The organism is Bordetella bronchiseptica (genome assembly GCF_900636925.1).
Classification (GTDB): Bacteria; Pseudomonadota; Gammaproteobacteria; order Burkholderiales; family Burkholderiaceae_B; genus Bordetella; species Bordetella pertussis.
The window spans coordinates 2,892,361-2,912,274 of sequence record NZ_LR134326.1; the positions used below are offsets into that span (position 1 = coordinate 2,892,361).

Sequence of the window (19,914 nt, forward strand, 5' to 3'; positions counted from 1 at the left end):
ACAATACACAAAACGCAGGCGGACTATAGGAAAATCACCAGGCAGCCTCAATTAAATTGTCCACTAAGTAAACATGAAAAACATCCCCGCATCCGCCCCACGCGATACCGCGCAATCCCTGCGCAGATCGATCGAAATCCTGAAGGCCTTGTCCGCACCAATGAAGCGAGGATTTTCACTTAGTGAACTATCCAGAATGACCGGCCTGCCGCACCCTACCGTCTTGCGGCTGCTGCGCCACCTGACCGGCCTGGGCATGGTCGCGTGGGATCCCGCGACCAAGATATACCGGCTGGGCACGCTGACCTTCGAGCTGGGCCTGGCGGCGGCCGAACATTGCGACATCCGGGGCCTGTGCGGCGATTCGCTGGACCGGTTGCAGGCCGAAACGCAGGACACCTGCTACCTGACCATGCGCAGCGGATTCGATGCCGTGTGCATCGACCGGCGCGAGGGCGCGTCGCCCATACGCGTGCTGACGCTGGACATCGGCAGCCGCCGCCCGCTGGGCGTGGGCGCCGCGGGGCTGGCCATACTGGACTGCCTGCCCGAGGAAGAAGCGGAAACCGTCATCCAGGCCAGCGAATCCAAGCTGGACCGGTACAACCGCATGAGCACCGACATCATGCGCATGCTGCTGCAGGAAACGCGCGAGCGCGGCTACGCGGTGTGCGGCAACTGGGTGACGCTGGGCGTGACGGCGGTTGCCGTGCCGATCTGCATCGAGGACGGACGGCCGATCGGATCGCTCAGCGTGTCCGCCGTGAGCCACAGAATGCCCGCCGACAGATGGCCCGGCATCGCGCGTGCGCTGCGCGCGGAAATGCATGAGATACACCGGAAACTGCAGGGCCCGTCGAGCCGGCCCGGCTACGGCGGCTGAGCGGATGCCGCGGCGCCTGCCCGTGCAGTGTGCCTGTCCCGGCGGAGACAGATACCGTCTTGGCAGTCAACCGTTCATGGCGTAGAGCGGTGTGCCTGTCCCGGCGGGGACAGGCACACCATGCCGCAGGCGCCGGTCTCCATGCGGGGACAGGCGCACTGCGCGGGCAGGCGCCGCGCTCAAGACCCGGCCAGCAGTATCGCCACGTTGACCAGCAGCGCGGCCAGCCATATCAGCGAACGCAGATTGCCCCGGCCGCCGATGTACAGCGCCACGTAGACCAGGCGCGCCACCAGCCATGCCCCCATCAGCACATGCAGCGTGGCGGCGGGCGCCTGGCTATGCAGCGCGTAGAGCACCGCCGCAAAGAAAAACGGCAAGGCCTCGAAGGTATTGGCCTGGGCCGAATTGGCGCGCGCCCGCCAGCCTGCCTGGCCGGCCAGCCAGGGGCGCGGATCATTGTTGTCGTAGCGGCGGCCGCCGGCCTTGGCCGCGATCGCGGGAACCAGCGGCAACAAGGCCGCCGCGAGCAGGAATGCTGCGGTTGCGTTCATGGAAGTCCTTTGCGGCGCCATGCGCGCGCCTGGTGGGTCCAGGGCCGAAGCCCAAAGGCTTCGATCTTGCCGCCGCCGGCCATGGCGCGTCAATGGCGGCGTCCCGCTACGTATGCCCCGGCTTCATGCGGTCGACCCAATCGCGCGCCGGATCGCGCCGCGCGCCGCGATTGAACAGCGCCGTCAGGAGCATGGCGATCAGCGCCCCCAGCCCGGCCAGCGCCATGTCCTTCTGCGCGTCCCAGATATCGCCCTGCGTGCCCAGGTATGCCACGCCCAGTTCGCCGCCGAAGAATTCGGCCGCGCCCCATTCGATCAGCTCGTACAGGGCCGAGGTCGACAAGGCCACGTCCAGCGGCAGCAGATAGCCCCAGAAGCCGCGCACCTCCACCACCCGCAGGAAGATCTCCCGGATCGGGTAGGCCAGCAGCAGGCCATACGAAAAGTGCACCAGCCGGTCGAACTGGTTGCGCTCCCAGCCCAGCAGCTGGTCCAGGCTGTGGCCGGTCAGGCGTTGCCACCAGGCATCGTAGGGCACCAGCGAATAGGTGTAGTGCGCGCCCACAGCGTGCAGGCACAGGTACAGGAAGATCAAGGTGTAGGACACGCGCGAGAACACGAACCAGCGCCGCGTCGCATACAGCGCGACGCCGAACCCCAGCACCAGGGCGTTCTCGAGCAGCCAGTCGGAGCGGTCATGGGGCTCGATGGCCAGCGCCAGCCACAGCGCCGCATACAGCACGGCCAGCGCCGGCAGATAGCGCCGGCGGGCAAACAGCCCGGCGCGCGCTTCAGTCATCGCGCACCCTGCCGCGCAGGCGCTTGGTTTCGCCGTGCTGGACCTTGCGCTGCACGCGCCGGCGCTGCGAGCCCAGGGTCGGCCGGGTGGCGCGGCGCGGTCGCACCGGCCGCAGGGCCTCGCGCAGCAGCGCCAGCAGGCGCTCGACGGCATCGGCGCGATTCTTCTCCTGGCTGCGATGCGTCTGCGCCTTGATGACGATGACGCCATCGCTGGAAATGCGCCGGTCCGCCAATGCCAGCACCGTTTCCTTGACGCTGTCGGGCAGCGACGAAGCGCGCACATCGAAGCGCAGATGAATGGCGCTGGACACCTTGTTGACGTTCTGTCCGCCCGCGCCCTGCGCCCGGATCATGTCGAAATCCAGCTCGCGTTCGTCCAGATAGAGGGAACCCAATACATGCAGCATAGGGCGCCAGTCTACGCCTGTTGCCGAAGGCGGCAAACGCCCGGGCCGCCGCCCGGTAAAATAGTGGGTCGATTCACCTCTCCTGGCCCTGGCAACGCCGGACCAGCATCATGGCTTACTCCGTCAAAGAACTCTTCAAGACCCTGCAAGGCGAAGGCGCGCAGGCCGGCCGCGCCGCGGTTTTCTGCCGCTTCGCGGGCTGCAATCTCTGGACCGGACGCGAAAGCGACCGCGCCGGCGCCGCCTGTACCTTCTGCGATACCGATTTCGTCGGCACCGATGGCCAGGGCGGCGGCAAATTCGCCGACGCGGCCGGCCTGGCCGACGCCATCGCGGCATGCTGGGGCAAGCACCCCGCCGACCGCTACGTCGTCTTCACCGGCGGCGAGCCGCTGCTGCAGCTGGACGAAGCCCTGCTGCAGGCCGTGCACGCGCAGGGTTTCACGGTGGCCATCGAAACCAACGGCACCTTGCCGCCGCCGCCTGGCATCGACTGGATCTGCGTCAGCCCCAAGGGCCGGGCGCCGGTGGTCGTCGAGCGCGGCCACGAGCTCAAGCTGGTGTTTCCGCAGGCCGACGCGCGCCCCGAGGCGTTCGCCCACCTGGCGTTCGAGCACTTCTTCCTGCAGCCCATGGACGGCCCCGCGCGCGCGGCCCACACCGCCCAGGCCGTGCAGTACTGCCTCGACCACCCGCAATGGCGCCTGAGCCTGCAAACCCATAAATACATAGGTATTCCATGACTGTCCGTCCCATCGCGGGAGATGCGCGATGATTTCCGTCACCCGCCGACTCGAATTCGACGCAGGCCACCGCATCCCCGACCACAACAGCCAGTGCCGCAACCTGCACGGGCACCGGTACGTGCTGGAGGTCACGCTCAGCGGCGACGTCGTGCAGGCGCCCGGCGCCTCCGACAATGGCATGCTGATGGATTTTTCCGAGATCAAGCGCATCGCCAGGACGCATATCGTCGACGTCTGGGACCACGCCTTCCTGGTCTACGAGGGCGACCATGCCGTGCGCGGCTTTCTCGATACGCTGCCGGACCACAAGACGGTGGTGCTCGACCGCATTCCCACGGCCGAGAACCTGGCCAGCATCATTTTCGCGACGCTGGCGCCCCACTACCACGGGCACTATGGCGCGGACCTGCGCCTGACCCGGGTGCGCCTGTACGAAACGCCGAACTGCTGGGCCGACTGCGGCAGCTGACGGCCCCCGGCGCGCGGCCGCCTACAGGCCGTTCTCGCGCGTGGCCAGCAGGTAGCGCTCGGCGGCGCCATCGTTGACGCTGGCCCACAGCAGCTGGTCGGCGCGGAAGGCGCGCCACGACTCCAGCACCTTGGCAAAGCGCGGATTCTTGCCGGCGTACTCTTCCAGCACCTCGCGCGTGGCCTTCTGCATGGCCGCCATGATCTCGGGCGACCACGATTGCAGCTTGGCGCCCTGCCCCACCAGGCGCTTGAGCGCCGGGATGTTGTGGGCGTCGTACTTGGCCAGCAGCTCTTCGCCGGCCATGGCGCAGGCCGCCCGCAGCGCCACCTGGTAGCGCGGGGGCAAGGACTGCCAGCTCTCGCGGTTGACGTTCAGGCACAGGTTGGCGCCCAGCTCCATGACGCCTGGGCCATAGTAGTACTGCGCCACCTTGGCGAAGCCCAGCTTCTCGTCGTCGTACGGACCGACGAATTCGACGGCGTCCAGCGAACCCTTCTCGAGCGCGGGATAAATGTCGCTGCCGGCGATCTGCTGCGGAATCGCGCCCAGCTTCTGGTACACCATGCTCAGCAGGCCGGGCGTACGGATGCGCAGGCCCTTGAAATCGTCCGGCGTGCGCATCTGCTTGCGGAACCAGCCGCCCATTTGCGCGCCCGTGTTGCCGCAGGGAATCGCGATGGCGTTGAAGCCCGCGTACAGCTCGTCGATCAGCGCCTGGCCGCCGCCTTGCAGCACCCATGCGCTGTGCTGGCGCGGCGTCAGGCCGAAAGGCACGCCGGTATCGAACACCAGCGCGGGCTCCTTGCCCATGTAGTAGAAACCGGCGGTATGGCCGCACTCGGTGGTGCCGTTCTGGACCGCGTCCAGCACCTGCAGGGGCGGCACGATTTCGCCGGCCGGAAAGGCCCGGATGGCGAACTTCCCGTCGGTCAGCTCGCTGACGCGGGCGGTAATGGCCTCGGCCGCGCCCCATACCGTGTCGAGCGAGCGCGGAAAGCTGCTGGGCATGCGCCAGCGTATGGTGGGCGCCTCTTGCGCCACCGCGGGCGCGGCCAGCACTGCGCTACCCGCGCCGGCGGCCGCGGCGGTCAGAAAACGACGTCGCTGCATGATGATGATCCCTCTTTCTTTGGTCTATGGCTGAAAAACTGGCGGCGGCGCGCGTCAATCCAGGCAGTCGGGCGCGGCCCGCAGCACGCGCCGCGCGAAATAGGCAAAGGTCAGCGACTGGATCTTGGGCTTGACCAGGAAGTCGTGCGATTCCTGCGCCAGTTCGCCCGGCACCGCCTTGACCGGCCCGATGGCGCGCGCGCGCAATTGCAGCATCGCCGCCTGCTCCATCCACAGCGCCATGACGGCGGATTCCTCGATCGAACTGCCGGCGGTCAACAGGCCATGGTTGGCCAGCAGGATGGCGCGCTTCTCGCCCAGCGCGGCCGAAATCACCTCGCCCTCGTTGTCGCCGATGGGCAGGCCCGGCCATTGCGGCAGATAGGCGCAATCGTTGTAGAACGGCGTGGCGTCCATATGCGCCACCACCAGCGGCTCGCCCACCATCGACAGCGCCGAGACGGCCGGCGGATGGGTATGGACGATGCACTGCACGTTGGGCCGGTGCCGGTAAATCCAGATGTGGAAGCGATTGGCGGGATTGGGCAGCGATTTGCCGTCCAGCGGATTGAGGTCCTCGTCGATCAGGATCAGTTCGCTGGCGCGCGCCTCGTCGGCGCCCACGCCGAACGGCAGCGTCCAGTACGTGCCCGGCTCGTCGCCGCGCGCCGTGATCTGGCCGGCCAGCCCGCCATGCCAGTGGCCCTGCTCGGCCAGCATGCGGCAGGCCAGCGCCATTTTCTGGGCGCGCGTCCATTGCGGCTCGCTCACGCGCGACTCGATTTCGCGGTCGACGCGCGCGCGCAATACATCCTTGTCCTGCACTGTATAAGAAGACGACATCATGCTTTCCATTCGGTTCCGCCTCGCCAAGCGAGAGCAATTTATTGCCTTGTTATTGCCTTATAGGCAACTTGTTGCCCAACATACAAATAATTGCCCAAACACTCAACGAGGGAAAACCCGCAAGACGGCGGGCCGCGCCCAAAAATGGCATCATGCGTGCTGACGCATTCCCCGCCACCGCCCATGACCGCCAAATCGCCGCCCATTCCCGCGCCCAGCCCCGAACAGATCGGCCTGCGCATCCGGGCCTTGCGCAAGCGGCAGAAACGCACCCTGGCCTGGCTGTCGGCGCAGTGCGGGCTGGACAAGGGTTTTCTGTCGCGCCTGGAGCGCGGCGAGAAGTCAGCCTCGGTCGGCACCCTGCATACCGTGGCCGGCGCGCTGGGCAGCAGCCTGTCGGCCCTGCTGGGCGAAGCCGATCCGCAGACCGAGATCCAGATCGTGCGCGCCGCCGACCGGCACCGCATGACGACCGCCCCCGGGCCGGGCGAACACATCTATGAAGCCATCACCCTGGGCAGCTCGCACAGCGGCCTGTCGGTCATGGTGGTCGAGGTCGGCACGCACGGCGCGCACACCGAGGCCCACCACGGCGGCGACGAACTGATCTTCGTGCTCGACGGGCGCATCCGGGTGCATTTCGGCGGGCACACGGTGCTGCTCGAGCGCGACGACAGCGTGCGCTTTCCCGGCTACCTGCCGCACAGCCTGAGCGCCGAAGGCCGCAAGCTGGCGCGCGCCCTGGTCGTCATCGCCAGCGGCTGATCCCCCTGCCCGGCGTGCATCCGCATGCACGGGCGCCTGTCCCCGCAGCGGCAAGGGTGCCTGTCCCCGTTGGGACAGGCACCCCGTCAAGCGTCGATGGCGTACGGCAGTGTGCCTGTCCCAGCGGGGACAGGCACACCCGCGCCCGTCCCCGCCACGCCCCGGATTGTCCCGCCCGGCACAATGCCCGCCAATTATCCATACAAACTAATTAATAGGATGCTATTAAATAGGATACAATCTAGATCATGAAAACCGCCACCGACAACCGCCTCATGGCCATGACCGCCAACCTGATGGTGCTTTCGCGCGCCTATCGCAGCGCAGCCGACAAGGCCCTGGCCGACTTCGGCCTGTCCCAGGCCACCGCCTGGCCGGTCATCCTGACCGGCCGGCTGGGCGATGGCGTGCGCCAGGGCGCGCTGGCCGAGGCGCTGGGCGTCGAAGGCCCGTCGCTGGTGCGCGTGCTGGATCAGCTGGTCGCCGCCGGCCTGATCGAGCGCCGCGAAGACCCGCAGGACCGCCGCGCCCGCACCCTGCATCTCACCCCCGCCGGGCAGTCCCTGCGCGAACAGGTCGAGAACGTGCTGGTGCAACTGCGCCGCCAGCTTTTCCAGGGCATCGCCGACGCCGACCTGGAGACCTGCCTGCGCGTGTTCGATTCGCTCAAGTCGGCGCTGGGACGGGAGTCGGCCGCCGCGCGGGAGGACTACCGCCCATGAAGCTGCCTACCGCCGATGAGGCGGTGTTCTCGATCAAGTGCTACCTGGGCGCCATGCTGGCGCTCTACCTGGCGTACTCCATCGGGCTGCCGCGTCCGTTCTGGGCCATGACCACGGCCTATGTCGTTGCGCAGCCGTGGTCCGGCGCCGTGCGCTCCAAGGCGGTGTACCGCCTGGGCGGCACTTTCTTCGGCTCGGCCATGACGATCTATACCGTGCCGCGCCTGGCCAACTACCCCGTGCTGATGACGCTGGCCATGGTGCTGTGGGTCGGCCTGTGCCTGTACATCGCCGTGCTCGACCGCACGCCGCGCTCGTATCTCTTCATGCTGGCCGGCTATACCGCCGCCATGATCGGCTTTCCCAGCGTGACCGACCCGGCGCTGGTGTTCGACACCGCGCTGGCGCGCGTCGAGGAAATCAGCCTGGGCATCATCTGCGCCACGCTGGTCCACAGCGTGGTGCTGCCGCGCGGCATCGGCCGCGCCATGATGGGCCGCCTGGACGCCACCGTGCGCGACGCGCGCAGCTGGATCCAGGATGTACTCAACCAGCGCGGCGCCGCGCAGCACGCCAGGGACCGCCGCGCGCTGGCCAACGACATCACCCAGCTGCGCCTGCTGTCGACCCACGTGCCGTTCGACACCGGCAACATCCGCTGGACCGCCAACGCCTTGCGCGCCATGCAGGAGCACATCACCGCGCTGACGCCGGCGGTCTCGGCCGTCGAAGACCGCCTGCAAGCCCTGCAGGCGCAGGGCCGCGCGCTGCCGCCGCCGGCGGCCAGGGTGCTGGCCGACATCTCGGCCTGGATGGACGACAGTGCCCACGCCACGCGCGAGCAAGCGGTGCAGCTGCGCGCCGCGCTGACGCGCCTGGCGCCCGCGATCGACCGGCAGTCCGGCTGGCACGACGCGCTGCTGGCCAGCCTGGTCGCGCGCTTGCGCGAACTGGTCGACAGCTACGACGCCTGCCTGGTGCTGCGCCAGGATATCCACGCCGGCCTGGGCGGCGCGCCGACCGGCCGCACCCGCCGCCTGACGCGCGGCGCGGCCCTGCATCGCGACCACGGCCTGGCCCTGCTGTCGGCGCTGGCCGCCGCGCTGGCCATCTCGGTGTGCTGTCTGTTCTGGATCGGCACCGCATGGACCAACGGCGCCACCGCCGCCATGATGGCCGCCATTTTCAGCTGCTTTTTCGCCGCGCAGGACAACCCCGTCCCCGGCATCATGCAGTTCCTGACCTACACGATTTACTCGATCCCCCTGTCGGCGCTGTATCTGCTGGGCATCATGCCGGCCCTGCATTCGTTCGAGATGCTCGCGCTGGCCATCTTCCCGGTGGCCTTCGTCACCGGCGTCTACATCGCGCGCCCCACCACCACCGGCAAGGCCATGGCCGTGTTCTTCGGCCTGTCGGGCACGCTGGCGCTGCAGGACACGCACGCGGCCGACCTGGTGTCGTTCGTCGATACGATCGTGGCGCAGATCATCGGCGTGGCCGTGGCGGCCATCATCGCGGCGGTGTTCCGCACCGTCAGCGCCGAATGGAGCGCGCGCCGCATCCAGGCCGCCAACTGGAAGGAGCTGGCCGCGCTGGCCGGCGCGGGCCGCGCGCCGGCCCGCCTCGATTTCACCGCCCGCATGCTCGACCGCATCGGCCTGCTGCAGCCGCGGCTGGCGCTGAGCAAGCGGCGCGACGACCAACTGGCCGACGACGCGCTGCAGGACCTGCGAGTCGGCAAGGACATCGCGGAACTGCAGCGCGCCCGCCGCCACCTGCCCATGGCCGATCCGGCCATCCAGCCGGTGCTGCGCACGCTGGCCGGCCTGTTCCGCAAGCGCCCGGGCCGCCTCGGCGGCGAGCGGCCGGCCGAACTGCTGCAAACCATAGACCGGGCCCTGTACAGCGTCAGCAACACGCCGGTCGCGCATGCGGCGCGCGAACGCGCCGTGGTGGCGCTGGTCGGGCTGCGCCGCGCGTTCTTTCCCGAGGCCGCCGCCTACCGTCCGGGCCGCGACGTGGAGTCCCCTGCATCATGATCGGCGAATTCAATCTGTACGGCGTCTATTTCCCCTGGCTGCTGGTGCTGGGCGTGCTGACGCTGGGCGTGGCCTGGATCGCGCGGCGCGCGCTGGCACGCATCGGCTTCTACCGGCTGGTGTGGCATCCGGCCTTGTTCGACCTGGCGCTGTTCATCGTGCTGCTGTATGGCGCCTCGCTGATTTCCCCGCATATTTTCCAGAGATAAGAAGATGAAATTCCCGCAATCGCTGCGTGCCGCCGCGCTCGGCAAATTCGCCGTCACCGCTGTCGTCGTGGCCGCTGCCGTGTATGCCGGCTGGCAGCTATGGGCGCATTACGAACTCGAACCCTGGACGCGCGACGGCCGGGTCAAGGCCTATGTGGTGCAGGTTGCCCCCGACGTCTCGGGGCTGGTGACCGCCGTACCGGTGCGCGACAACCAGGACGTGCAGGCCGGCGACGTCCTGTTCGAGATCGACCGGGCGCGCTTCCAGCTGGCCTGCGACCAGGCGCAGGCGGCGCTGCGCGCGCAGCAGGTGGCGCACGAGCAGGCGCTGCGCGACGTCAAGCGCAATCGCGCCCTGGGCCAGCTGGTGGCCGCCGAAGCGCTCGAACAGAGCCAGGCGCGCCTGCAGCAGATCGAGGCCGCGCGCGCGCAGGCCGAAGTGCAGCTGGACACCGCCCGGCTCAACCTGGCGCGCAGCCGCGTGGTGGCGGGCGTGGCCGGACGGATCACCAACCTGGACCTGCGCGCCGGCTCCTACGCCAGCGCCGGCAAGCCCGTGATGGCGCTGGTCGACGCCGGCTCGTTCTACGTCGAAGGCTATTTCGAGGAAACCAAGCTGGCGCGCATCCATGAAGGCGATGGCGTCACCGTCACGCTGATGGGCGATTCGCGCGCGATCCACGGCCATGTCGAGAGCATCGCGCTGGGCATCGCCGACCGCGACCGCAGCACCGGCGCCAATCTGCTGCCCAACGTCAATCCGACCTTCAACTGGGTGCGGCTGGCCCAGCGCATCCCGGTGCGCGTACGGATCGACCAGGTGCCCGCCGGCGTGCGGCTGGTGGCCGGCCAGACCGCCACCGTCGCCATCGACCAAGCCGGCCCCCGCCCATCCTGATTCCGCTTTTTTCGCATCGTTGCTGTCATGTCCATACGCTCTCTCCTGCCGCTGATCCCGGCCCTGGCGCTGGCCGGCTGCGCCGCCGTCGGTCCCGACTATCGCCTGCCCGAGCAGGCGGCGGCCAAGCGTCCGGCCGCCGCCGCGCCGTTCGTGCAGGCGCGCGAGCAGGCGGTCTACCGCCAGGACGAACTGCCGCCGCACTGGTGGCGCCTGTACCAGGACAGACAGCTCGACAGCCTGGTCGAGCAGGCGCTGGCGGCCAACGCCGACCTGCGCGTCGCCGCCGCCAACCTGGAGCGCGCCCAGGCCGTCACGCGCCAGGCCCAGGCGCGCCAGCAGCCCACGGTGGATGTGAGCGCGGCGCCGGCCTTCGGCCATGCCTCGGGCGTGCAGGAGCTGCAACCCGGCCTGCGCCCGCAGGACAGCTGGTCGTACTCGGGCGGACTGGGCGTGTCGTACCAGCTGGACCTGTTCGGCCAGATCCGCCGGGCCATCGAGGCCGCGCAGGACGACGCCCAGGCCGCCCAGGCGGCCTATGACGCCGCGCGCGTGACGGTGGCCGCCGAAACCGCGCGCGCCTATGCCGACCTGTGCGCCGCCGGCATGCAACTGGACTCGGCGCGCCACTCGGTGCAGGTGCAGCAGCAATCGGTCGATGCCGTGCAGCGCCTGCTGGCCGCCGGCCGCGGCACCACGCTGGACGTCGCGCGCGCGCGCAGCCAGCTCGAACAACTGCAGGCCGAACTGCCGCCCTTCCAGGCAGGCCAGCGCACCGCGCTGTACCGCCTGGCGGCGCTGACCGGCCACGCCCCGGCCGAATTGCCGCAAAGCCTGCTGGCCTGTGTCCGCCCGCCGCGGCTGGCCCAGGCCATTCCGGTGGGCGACGGCGCGGCGCTGCTGCGCCGCCGGCCCGACATCCGCCAGGCCGAACGCAGCCTGGCCGCCGCCACCGCCCGCATCGGCGTGGCCACCGCCGATCTCTATCCGAAGATTTCGCTGGGTCTGTCCGGCGCCTCGGCCGGTCCCGCCGCGCTGTTCGGCGAGCCGGGCACCTTCAGCTGGAGCGTCGGCCCGCTGATCAGCTGGACCCTGCCCGACACCGGCGCCGCCCAGGCGCGCATCGCCCAGGCCGAGGCCTCGACCAAGGGCGCGCTGGCGCGTTTCGACGCCACCGTGCTCAATGCCTTGCGCGAAACGGAAAGCGCGCTGGTCACCTATGCGCGCCAGCTCGACCGCGACGCCGCGCTGCGCGCCGCGCGCGAACAAGGCGCGCAGGCCGCCGCGCAGGCCCGCCAGCTGTTCCGGCTGGGCAAGACCGATTACCTGACCGTGCTCGATGCCGAGCGCACGCTGGCCGGCAACGAAAGCGCGCTGGCGGCCTCGCAGGCGCAACTGGCCGGCGACCAGATCGCCGTGTTCCTGGCGCTGGGCGGCGGCTGGGAATGAACGCGTTCAGTGCAGCGTGGAGCCGTCGGGCGGAGCCTGCTTCAGGCCCAGCGCCTCTTCCCAGCTGCGCAGCGGCACGCAGGTCTGCAGGCGCACGATGGCGCGCTGGATCAGGGCAGGATGCAATTGATGGCCCACCTGCGTGGCCACGTCGATGGTCGAATCGCCATGCAGGGCGTCCAGGCGTTCCTGGGCGGCCTGCGCATGCGCCACGCTCATGACCGCGTCGGCCGCGCCGTGCAGGAGATGAATGGTGGTGTACTGCGGCGCGCTGCGCGGCAGTTGCGCGTAGCGGCCCGAGAACGCCAGCACCCGCCCGGCCAGCCCGTCGTGCGCGATCACGGCCTCCAGCGCCATGATCGCGCCCTGCGAGAAGCCGGCCAGCGCCGTATCGGACTGCAGCAGGCCCAGGCGCTGCTGCGCGGCCCGGACATAATCGAACAGCGCCGGCATGGCCCGCGCCACCCGTTCGGGACGGTTCTCGTCGGTGATCCCTTGCAGCGCGAACCACTGCCGTCCGCGCGGCCCGCCGTCGCAGGGCTCGAAGCCTTCGGGAATCATCACCGCCGAAGCGGGGAAGGCGGCGCGCAGCGCCCGGGCCAGCGCGGCCATGTCATCCGGCGCGCCGCCGGCGCCATGCAGCAGGATGAACAGCTGCCGAACGGGAATATCGGGATTGGGCAGAATTTCGATGGAAGCGCTCGACACCATGCACGACTCCAGGCGGGCCGCCAGGCCCTGGAATTTTCCATTCTATAGCGCGCCGGCTCCTGGCAATCAGGAAAATACTGTATATTTATACAGTGAAATAGAGATTGACCATGCTGGCCCCCGAACGCATCCATCCCGCCCTCTGGCGCGCCACGCAACTGGCGCATGGCCCGACGCGCAAACTGCCCACCGGCTACGCCGACCTGTCGGCACAATTGCCCGGCGGCGGCTGGCCGCTGGGCGCCCTGGTCGAACTGCTGCTGCCCCAGCCGGGCAGCGGCGAGATCCGCCTGCTGCGCCCCGCCCTGGCCCAACTGGAGGCCCGCCGCGCCATCGCGCTGGTGCAGCCGCCGCATGCGCCGCATATCGCCAGCTGGGCAAGCTGGCGGCTGGATCCGCGCCAGCTGCTGTGGGTGGCGCCCGAACGGCCCGCCGACGCCTTGTGGGCGGCCGAGCAGATCCTCAAGGCCGGCAGTTGCGCCGCCCTGCTGTGCTGGCTGCCGCAGGTACGCCCCGAATCGCTGCGCCGCCTGCACCTGGCCGCCCAGGGCGGCGATGCGCTGTTCGTGGCCCTGCGCCCGGCCGCCGCCGAACAGCACGCTTCGCCGGCCGTGCTGCGCCTGGCGCTGGCGCCGGCGCCTGGCGGCCTGTCGATACGCATCGTCAAGCGCCGCGGCCCCGCCTGCGAGCACCCTGTCCATGTCGGCCTCGAAGCCGGCGCCGGCCTGTCCGTTTTTCCCGCTCCCCATGCGCCTCTGGATCGCCGTCTTCCTGCGCAGCCTGTCGCTGGACGCCGTACGCCCGCACTGGTCTCGTGACCAGGACGCGTGCGCCGTGCTCGAGCGCGAATGCGTGGGCGCCTGCTCGCCCGCCGCGCGCCTGGCCGGCATCCGGCCCGGCATGCGGCGCGCCGGCGCGCTGGCCATTGCCCCGCAGGCCGTCCTGCTGGAACGCTCGCCGGCGGCCGAAGCGCAGGCCCGGCAGGATGCCGCGCTGGCGCTGCTGCAATACACCCCGCAGGTGGCCCTGGCCAAAGACGGCGTGCTGCTGGACGTCGGCGCCAGCCTGCAGGTCTTTGGCGGCCCGCGCGCCCTGCACCGGCGTATCGCCGCCACCTTGCGCACGCTCGGCCTGGATGCCAGCCTGGGCATGGCGCCGCATGCGGCCGGCGCCTGGCTGCTGGCGCGCGACCCCGCCCGCGGCGCGCCGCGCCGCGTCCTGCGCGACGCCACGCTGGCGCGCCGCCTCGACCGCCTGCCGCCCGCGCTGCTGCCACAGGCCCAGGCGCGGCTGGACTGGCTGCACGATATCGGCTGCCAGACGCTGGGCCAGTTGCGCGCCCTGCCGCGCGGCGGCCTGCAGCGGCGCGGCGGCGTCGAACTGCTGCGCGCGCTGGACGCCGCCTATGGCCAGGCCGCCCAGGCCCATGCCTGGGTCCAGCCGCCCGCCAGCTTCACGCGCCGCATCGAACTGACGGACTATGTCGAACACGCGCCTGCCCTGCTGCATGTCGCGCAACGCCTGTGCGAACAGCTCGGCGGCTGGCTGGCGGCGCACCAGCGGGCGGTCGAGCGCATCGTGCTGCGCCTGGACCACGAGCGCGGCCGGCACGCCTGCGCGCCCACCGAACTGACGCTGGCACTGGCCCAGCCGGCCTGGCAGGCGCACCATCTGCTCGGCCTGCTGCGCGAGCGGCTGGGGCGCCTGGTCCTGCCCGCGCCGGCCATCGCCGTCGGCCTGCACGCGCCCGACACCGTGCCCCAACCGGCCGCCAGCACCTGCCTGTTTCCCGAGCCCGGCGGCACGCCGGCCGATCATGCCCGCCTGCTCGACCTGCTGGGCGCCCGCCTGGGCCGCGAACGGGTGCGGCGCGCCCGGCCGGCGGCCGATCACCGCCCCGAACAGGCCAATCGCTGGCAGGCCGCGCACGACCCGCCCCCGGCGGACCCCGCCGCGGACCAGCCCGAGCGGCTGGAGCGCCCCTTCTGGCTGCTGTCTCCCGCCCTGCCCCTGAGCATCCAGCAGCACCGCCCCACCTATAACGGCCAGGCGCTGCGCCTGGTGCGCGGCCCCGAACGCATCGAAAGCGGCTGGTGGGACGCCGCCCTGACCGTGCGCGACTACTTCGTGGCCGAGGACGCCGCCGGGGCGCGCTATTGGCTGTACCGGGAACGCGACGCCCGCCAGGCGCGCTGGTTCCTGCACGGCCTGTTTGCCTGAGAAGCGCCATGTCCGCCATCCTGCCCGGCTACGCCGAACTGCATTGCCAATCGAACTTCTCGTTCCTGCAGGGCGCCTCGCATCCCGAGGAACTGGTCACGCGGGCGGGCGAACTCGGCTACGCCGCGCTGGCCCTGACCGACGAATGTTCGCTGGCCGGCGTGGTGCGCGCCCACGTCGAGGCGCGCGAACAGAAACTGCCGCTCATCATCGGCAGCAGCTTCACCCTGCAGGCCGGTGCCGACGCGCCGCCGCTGGACCTGACCCTGCTGGCGCAGAACCGCGAAGGCTACGGCAACCTGGCCGAACTGATCACGCTGGGGCGCGGCCGCGCCGCCAAGGGCCAGTACCTGCTGACGCCGGCCGACATCGAAGCGCCCGCCGGCGACAACGCGCATCTGCGCGGCATGCCCGACTGCCTGGCCATCCTGGCGCCGCTGCCCGGCCTGGCCGCCGAACGCCTGGCCGAACAAGCGCGCTGGCTGGCCGCGCAATGCCCCGGCCGCGCCTGGATCGGCCTGACCCTGCTGCACCATTGCCGCGACGACCTGCACCGCGCCGCCGTCGAGCACGCCGCCCACGCCAGCGGCCTGCCCATCGTCGCACTGGGCCAGGCGCAGATGCACCGCCGTTCGCGCAAGCCCCTGCACGACACGCTGGCGGCCATCCGCACCGGGCGCAGCGTCGGCCAGTGCGGCTATGACCTGGCCGCCAACGCCGAACGCCACCTGCGCTCGCGCCTGCGCCTGGCCAGCCTCTATCCGGCCCAGGCCCTGGCCCAGACGCTGGCCATCGCACGGCGCTGCACCTTCTCGCTGGACGAATTGCAATACGAATACCCCGACGAAATCGTGCCCGCCGGCCATACGCCCGCCTCCTACCTGCGCCAGCAGACTTACCTGGGCGCCCGGCAACGCTTTCCCGAGGGCATGACGCCGGCGGTCGCCGCCCAGGTCGAAAAAGAGCTCGCCCTGATCAACGAACTGCGCTACGAGGCCTATTTCCTCACGGTCTACGACATCGTCGGCTACGCCCGCTCGCAAGGCATCCTGTGCCAGGGCCGCGGCTCGGCGGCCAACTCGGCGGTCTGTTATTGCCTGGGCATCACCGCGGTCGATCCCGCGCGCGGCAACACGCTGTTCGAGCGCTTCATCAGCAAGGAGCGCAACGAACCGCCCGATATCGACGTCGACTTCGAACACCAGCGGCGCGAGGAAGTCATCCAGTACATCTACGAGAAATACGGCCGCCAGCGCGCCGCCCTGACCGCCGTGGTCATCTCGTACCGGCCGCGCAGCGTGCTGCGCGATACCGGGCGCGCGCTCGGCGTGGACAACGGCATCATCGACGCCGTGGCGCGGGCGCACCAATGGTGGGACGGCAAGAAGGAAATGCTGCGCTCGCTCGCCGCCTGCGGCCTGGATCCGGCCTCGCGGGTGGCGCGCCAATGGGCCGAGCTGGCCGAAACGCTGATGGGTTTTCCGCGCCACCTGTCGCAGCATCCCGGCGGCTTCGTGATCTCGCGCGGCAAGCTGTCGCGCCTGGTGCCGATCGAAAACGCCGCCATGCCCGGGCGCAGCGTGGTGCAATGGGACAAGGACGATCTCGACGCGCTGCGGCTGCTGAAGGTGGACGTGCTGGCGCTGGGCATGCTGTCGGTGCTGCGCCGCGCGCTGGCGCTGGCCGGCCAGCGGCGTGGCCGGCCGCTGGCGCTGCACGAGATTCCGCCCGACGACGACGCCACCTACGACATGATCTGCGCGGCCGACACGATAGGCGTGTTCCAGATCGAGTCGCGCGCGCAGATGAGCATGCTGCCGCGCCTGCGGCCGCGCCAATACTACGACCTGGTGGTGCAGGTGGCCATCGTGCGGCCCGGCCCGATCCAGGGCGGCATGGTGCACCCCTACCTGCGGCGGCGCCAGGGGCGCGAAGACATCACCTACCCCGGGCCGGCGGTGCGCAAGGCGCTGGCGCGCACGCTCGGCGTGCCGATCTTCCAGGAGCAGGTCATGCAGATCGCGGTCGACGCCGCCGGTTTTACCCCCGGCGAGGCCGACGCGCTGCGCCGCTCGATGGCGGCCTGGCGGCGCAAGGGCGGCGTCGACAAGTTCCGCGCCCAGCTGGTGGGCGGCCTGCTGGCACGCAACTATACGGCCGACTTCGCGCAGGCCCTGTTTCGCCAGATCGAAGGCTTTGGCGAATACGGTTTTCCCGAAAGCCATGCCGCCAGCTTCGCGCTGCTGGCCTATGCCAGCTCCTGGCTCAAATGCCATGAACCGGAGGCCTTCCTCGCGGCCCTGCTGAATTCTCAGCCCATGGGGTTCTACGCGCCGGCCCAGCTGGTGCAGGACGCCCGCCGCCATGGCGTGCGGGTGCTGCCGGCCGATGTGCTGTACAGCGGCTGGGAGGCCAGCCTGCAGGACGCGCCCGGCGCGGCGCGGCCCGCCGTGCGCTTGGGCCTGAACCTGGTCAAGGGGCTGCGCGAGGACAGCGCGCGCGCCATCGAACAGGCGCGCGTGCGCCGGCCCTTCGCCGATACCGCCGACATGGCGCGCCGCGCCGGGCTGCCGCGCCAGGCGCTCGACGCACTGGCCGCCGCCGATGCCTTGCGCACCCTGGCCGGCCATCGCCGCCTGGCCAGCTGGCAAGCGGCCGCCAGCGCACAAAGCCGCGACCTGCTGCGCGAAGCCGTGATCGTCGAAACCGAAACGCCCGCGCTGCCGGCGCCGTCCGAAGGCCAGACCGTCGCCGCCGACTACCGCAGCGTCGGGCTGACCCTGGGCCGCCATCCGCTTGCGCTGCTGCGGCCGCAACTGGCCGCGCGCAATTTCCAGACCGCCGCGGTCCTCAATACCTACCCCAATCGCCGGCTGGCGCGCGCCTGCGGCATCGTCACGGTGCGCCAGCGGCCGCAGACCGCCAAGGGCACCATCTTTGTCACGCTCGAAGACGAAACCGGCCCCATCAATGCCGTGGTGCGTCCCGAGCTGATCGAACGGCAGCGCCGCGAACTGCTGGACGCCACGCTATTGGGCATCTACGGCACCTGGCAGAGCGTCGATGGCGTGCGCCACCTGGTGGCGCAGCGCCTGGTGGACCTGAGCAGCCTGCTGGGCCAGCTCAGCCAGGACGGCCTGGCCGCCGCCAGCCGCAACTTCCACTGAACGCGGAAAACGCAGCAGGTGCCGGTGGGGTGCCTGTCCCCGTGCAATGCAGGCACGCCCAGATTCAGCGGGTGCCTGTCCCCGTGCGGGGACAGGCACGCCGAAGGTGGGGTTCGAACGGCGTGGCGTCGATGGGCAGTTCCAGGCCCGACATCTGCGCGGTCAGCAGCGCCGCGCTGCCGCAGGCCAGCGTGAAACCCAGCGCGCCCTGGCCGATATTCAGCCACAGGTTGTCGGCCGCGCGGCTGGCGCCGATCAGCGGCTTGCCGGTCGGCGTGGCCGGCCGCAGGCCCGCCCAGGCCACGGCCTGGCTCAGGTCCAGCTGCGGGAACGCCTCGGCCACCTGGCGCTTGAGCAGGTCGATGCGCGCGGGCTCGATGGCGGCGTCGGCGCCGCCGATATCCACCATGGCGGCGATGCGCAGCACGCGGCCGATGCGCGCGTAGACGATGCGCCGTTCGTAATCGGTCACGCTGATGGCGGGCGCCGTCGTATCGCCGACGGGCAGCGGCACGCTCAGGCTGTAGCCCTTGAGCGGATACAGCGGCACGTCCTGGCCCAGCGGCTTGAGCAAGGCGCGCGTGCCCACGCCGGTGGCCAGCACCACCGCGTCCACGCCGATATCGCCCTGCGCGGCCTGCACCGCCACGATGCGCCGCCCTTCGCGCCACAGTCCGCGCACCGGGTTGGACATCAGGCACTGCACGTTGTCCAGCTGCTGCAGGCGTGCGAACAGCGCCTCGGTGAACTGGCGGCAATCGCCGGCCTCTTCGCTCGGGGTGTAGACGGCGCCGGCCAGGCTGGCGCCCAGCCCGGCCAGGGCCGGCTCCAGCGCCAGCGTCTGCGCGGCATCGAGCACCTGCTGCTCGGCGCCCAGCGAAGCCTGGTAGGCCACCAGCCGACGGGCCTTCTCCAGCAAGGCATGGTCCCGATAGGCGATCAGCTTGCCGTTGCGCACATGGCCGAATTCGAGTTCCTCCTGCGCCAGCAGGCCGTCCATGACGTCGCGGCTGAGGTAGGACAGCGTCTGCAGCTGGGCGGTCGAACGCTCGGCCACCGAAGCGCGGCAGGCCAGCGCGAACTGCAGGCACCAGCGCCACTGATGCGGATCGAGCCTGGGCCGCAAGCGCAGCGGCGAATCGCTGCGCAGCAGCCAGCCCGGCACGCTGGGCAGCACGCCGGGGCCGGCCAGCGGCGCCACATAGCTGTAGCTGAGCTGCCCGCCGTTGGCGTAGCTCGACGCCTCGGCCGGCTGCGCATGGCTGTCGACCAGCACCACCTCATGCCCCTGGCGCGCCAGGAAATAGGCCGACGTCACCCCCACCACACCGGCGCCAACGACGCAGACGCGCATGTCATATCCCGCAAGAAATCATCCAGGCGTCATTGTGGGATAGCGGCGCGCGCCGCGCCAAATAGCAATCCGGACAGCGGCCATAACCTAAGGTTGGCCGCCGCCGGCGCGGCCGGACCTACGCGGCCCGGTGCAGGCGCACGATGGCCAGGGCCGTGGGCGCGCGCACCAGGTCGTCCAGCGTATAGCCGTCCAGCGTGCGGTAGAACGCCTGCAGGCTCTCGGCCAGCGCACCGCTGAGGCGGCAGGCGCCATTGAGCACACAGGGAGGCTGGGCGCAATTGACCAGCGCCCCCTGGTCTTCGAGCACGCGCACCAGTTCGCCGATGCGGTACTCGACCGCGTCGCGCGCCAGCCGCAGTCCGCCGCCCTTGCCCCGCGTCGCCACGATCCAGCCCTGCTGCGACAGGAAATGCACGACCTTGACCAGATGGTTGCGCGAAATCTCGAACCGCGCGGCGATTTCGGGAATCGTCACGGGTACGGTGCGGTCGCGGCATTGCGTCAGGTACATCATGACGCGCAGGCCGAAGTCAGTGAAACGGTTCAGTTGCATGG

General features: G+C 70.3%; 20 protein-coding genes. 12 read left to right on the forward strand and 8 right to left on the reverse strand.

The features are described 5' to 3' along the window. Positions 1-73 precede the first annotated feature (73 nt). Complete coding sequence (locus EL288_RS13430; protein ID WP_014905911.1) at positions 74-883, forward strand: IclR family transcriptional regulator; 810 nt, start codon at positions 74-76, stop codon at positions 881-883. Between the two features lie 179 nt (positions 884-1,062). On the opposite strand, the gene EL288_RS13435 is transcribed toward EL288_RS13430, so the two are convergent. The 3 genes from EL288_RS13435 to arfB form a co-directional block, all read right to left on the reverse strand. Continuing rightward, on the reverse strand, positions 1,063-1,437 hold the full coding sequence (locus EL288_RS13435; RefSeq protein ID WP_010928900.1) for an MAPEG family protein: 375 nt from the start codon (positions 1,435-1,437) through the stop codon (positions 1,063-1,065). A gap of 106 nt (positions 1,438-1,543) precedes the next feature. Then, the gene (locus EL288_RS13440; protein WP_003816581.1) at positions 1,544-2,236 is read right to left on the reverse strand and encodes a DUF2238 domain-containing protein; all 693 of its coding nucleotides are present in this window, start codon (positions 2,234-2,236) and stop codon (positions 1,544-1,546) included. After that, positions 2,229-2,645, reverse strand: coding sequence for an alternative ribosome rescue aminoacyl-tRNA hydrolase ArfB (arfB, locus tag EL288_RS13445; RefSeq protein ID WP_003810909.1), 417 nt, complete (start codon positions 2,643-2,645; stop codon positions 2,229-2,231). The genes EL288_RS13440 and arfB overlap by 8 nt, the downstream gene beginning before the upstream one ends. A gap of 110 nt (positions 2,646-2,755) precedes the next feature. On the opposite strand from arfB, the gene queE reads away from it, so the two are divergent. After that, entirely contained in the window at positions 2,756-3,388 is a 633-nt protein-coding gene (queE, locus tag EL288_RS13450) for a 7-carboxy-7-deazaguanine synthase (RefSeq protein WP_033471992.1), read from the forward strand. A 28-nt stretch (positions 3,389-3,416) separates the two neighbouring features. Continuing rightward, positions 3,417-3,860: a 6-carboxytetrahydropterin synthase QueD gene (queD, locus tag EL288_RS13455; RefSeq protein WP_003810899.1), complete on the forward strand. Its 444-nt coding sequence runs from the start codon at positions 3,417-3,419 to the stop codon at positions 3,858-3,860. 21 nt (positions 3,861-3,881) lie between these two features. Here queD and EL288_RS13460 read toward each other — a convergent pair whose 3' ends face one another. Together EL288_RS13460 and EL288_RS13465 are read right to left on the reverse strand one after the other, a co-directional pair. Then, positions 3,882-4,973 (reverse strand): TRAP transporter substrate-binding protein, encoded by a 1,092-nt coding sequence (locus tag EL288_RS13460; RefSeq protein WP_003810897.1) that lies wholly within the window; start codon positions 4,971-4,973, stop codon positions 3,882-3,884. A 54-nt stretch (positions 4,974-5,027) separates the two neighbouring features. Beyond that, a complete protein-coding gene (locus EL288_RS13465) occupies positions 5,028-5,828 on the reverse strand; it encodes an aldolase (RefSeq protein ID WP_076879805.1) in 801 nt (266 codons plus the stop codon). 135 nt (positions 5,829-5,963) lie between these two features. Here EL288_RS13465 and EL288_RS13470 point away from each other — a divergent pair, with 135 nt between their 5' ends. The 6 genes from EL288_RS13470 to EL288_RS13495 all read left to right on the forward strand — a co-directional run bounded on the left by EL288_RS13470 (position 5,964) and on the right by EL288_RS13495 (position 11,904). After that, positions 5,964-6,584 carry a helix-turn-helix domain-containing protein gene (locus EL288_RS13470; protein WP_003816586.1) on the forward strand — a complete coding sequence of 207 codons (621 nt, stop codon included), beginning with the start codon at positions 5,964-5,966 and terminating at the stop codon, positions 6,582-6,584. Between the two features lie 248 nt (positions 6,585-6,832). After that, positions 6,833-7,306, forward strand: a complete 474-nt coding sequence (locus EL288_RS13475) for a MarR family winged helix-turn-helix transcriptional regulator (RefSeq protein ID WP_003810890.1) — start codon at positions 6,833-6,835, stop codon at positions 7,304-7,306. Then, positions 7,303-9,348 carry an FUSC family protein gene (locus EL288_RS13480; RefSeq protein WP_010926730.1) on the forward strand — a complete coding sequence of 682 codons (2,046 nt, stop codon included), beginning with the start codon at positions 7,303-7,305 and terminating at the stop codon, positions 9,346-9,348. The genes EL288_RS13475 and EL288_RS13480 overlap by 4 nt, the downstream gene beginning before the upstream one ends. Then, complete coding sequence (locus tag EL288_RS13485; RefSeq protein WP_003810887.1) at positions 9,345-9,557, forward strand: DUF1656 domain-containing protein; 213 nt, start codon at positions 9,345-9,347, stop codon at positions 9,555-9,557. Before EL288_RS13480 ends, EL288_RS13485 begins: the two co-directional genes overlap by 4 nt. A 4-nt stretch (positions 9,558-9,561) precedes the next feature. Next, positions 9,562-10,455, forward strand: a complete 894-nt coding sequence (locus EL288_RS13490; RefSeq protein ID WP_126621970.1) for an efflux RND transporter periplasmic adaptor subunit — start codon at positions 9,562-9,564, stop codon at positions 10,453-10,455. A 27-nt stretch (positions 10,456-10,482) separates the two neighbouring features. Then, positions 10,483-11,904 (forward strand): efflux transporter outer membrane subunit, encoded by a 1,422-nt coding sequence (locus tag EL288_RS13495; protein WP_003810882.1) that lies wholly within the window; start codon positions 10,483-10,485, stop codon positions 11,902-11,904. A gap of 6 nt (positions 11,905-11,910) precedes the next feature. Here EL288_RS13495 and ypfH read toward each other — a convergent pair whose 3' ends face one another. Beyond that, entirely contained in the window at positions 11,911-12,615 is a 705-nt protein-coding gene (gene ypfH / locus EL288_RS13500; RefSeq protein ID WP_003810880.1) for an esterase, read from the reverse strand. A gap of 110 nt (positions 12,616-12,725) precedes the next feature. Here ypfH and imuA point away from each other — a divergent pair, with 110 nt between their 5' ends. The 3 genes from imuA to EL288_RS13515 are packed head-to-tail and all read left to right on the forward strand — an operon-like array spanning position 12,726 to position 18,002. Then, positions 12,726-13,433: a translesion DNA synthesis-associated protein ImuA gene (imuA, locus tag EL288_RS13505; RefSeq protein WP_003810879.1), complete on the forward strand. Its 708-nt coding sequence runs from the start codon at positions 12,726-12,728 to the stop codon at positions 13,431-13,433. Positions 13,434-13,449: 16 nt separating this feature from the next. Continuing rightward, positions 13,450-14,835 carry a Y-family DNA polymerase gene (locus EL288_RS13510; protein WP_010928130.1) on the forward strand — a complete coding sequence of 462 codons (1,386 nt, stop codon included), beginning with the start codon at positions 13,450-13,452 and terminating at the stop codon, positions 14,833-14,835. An 8-nt stretch (positions 14,836-14,843) separates the two neighbouring features. Further along, positions 14,844-18,002: an error-prone DNA polymerase gene (locus EL288_RS13515; RefSeq protein ID WP_126621971.1), complete on the forward strand. Its 3,159-nt coding sequence runs from the start codon at positions 14,844-14,846 to the stop codon at positions 18,000-18,002. A 64-nt stretch (positions 18,003-18,066) separates the two neighbouring features. Here EL288_RS13515 and EL288_RS13520 read toward each other — a convergent pair whose 3' ends face one another. After that, positions 18,067-19,356, reverse strand: coding sequence for a D-amino acid dehydrogenase (locus tag EL288_RS13520; protein ID WP_003810872.1), 1,290 nt, complete (start codon positions 19,354-19,356; stop codon positions 18,067-18,069). 118 nt (positions 19,357-19,474) lie between these two features. Continuing rightward, positions 19,475-19,912, reverse strand: coding sequence for an Rrf2 family transcriptional regulator (locus tag EL288_RS13525; protein ID WP_010930798.1), 438 nt, complete (start codon positions 19,910-19,912; stop codon positions 19,475-19,477). Positions 19,913-19,914: the final 2 nt, after the last annotated feature.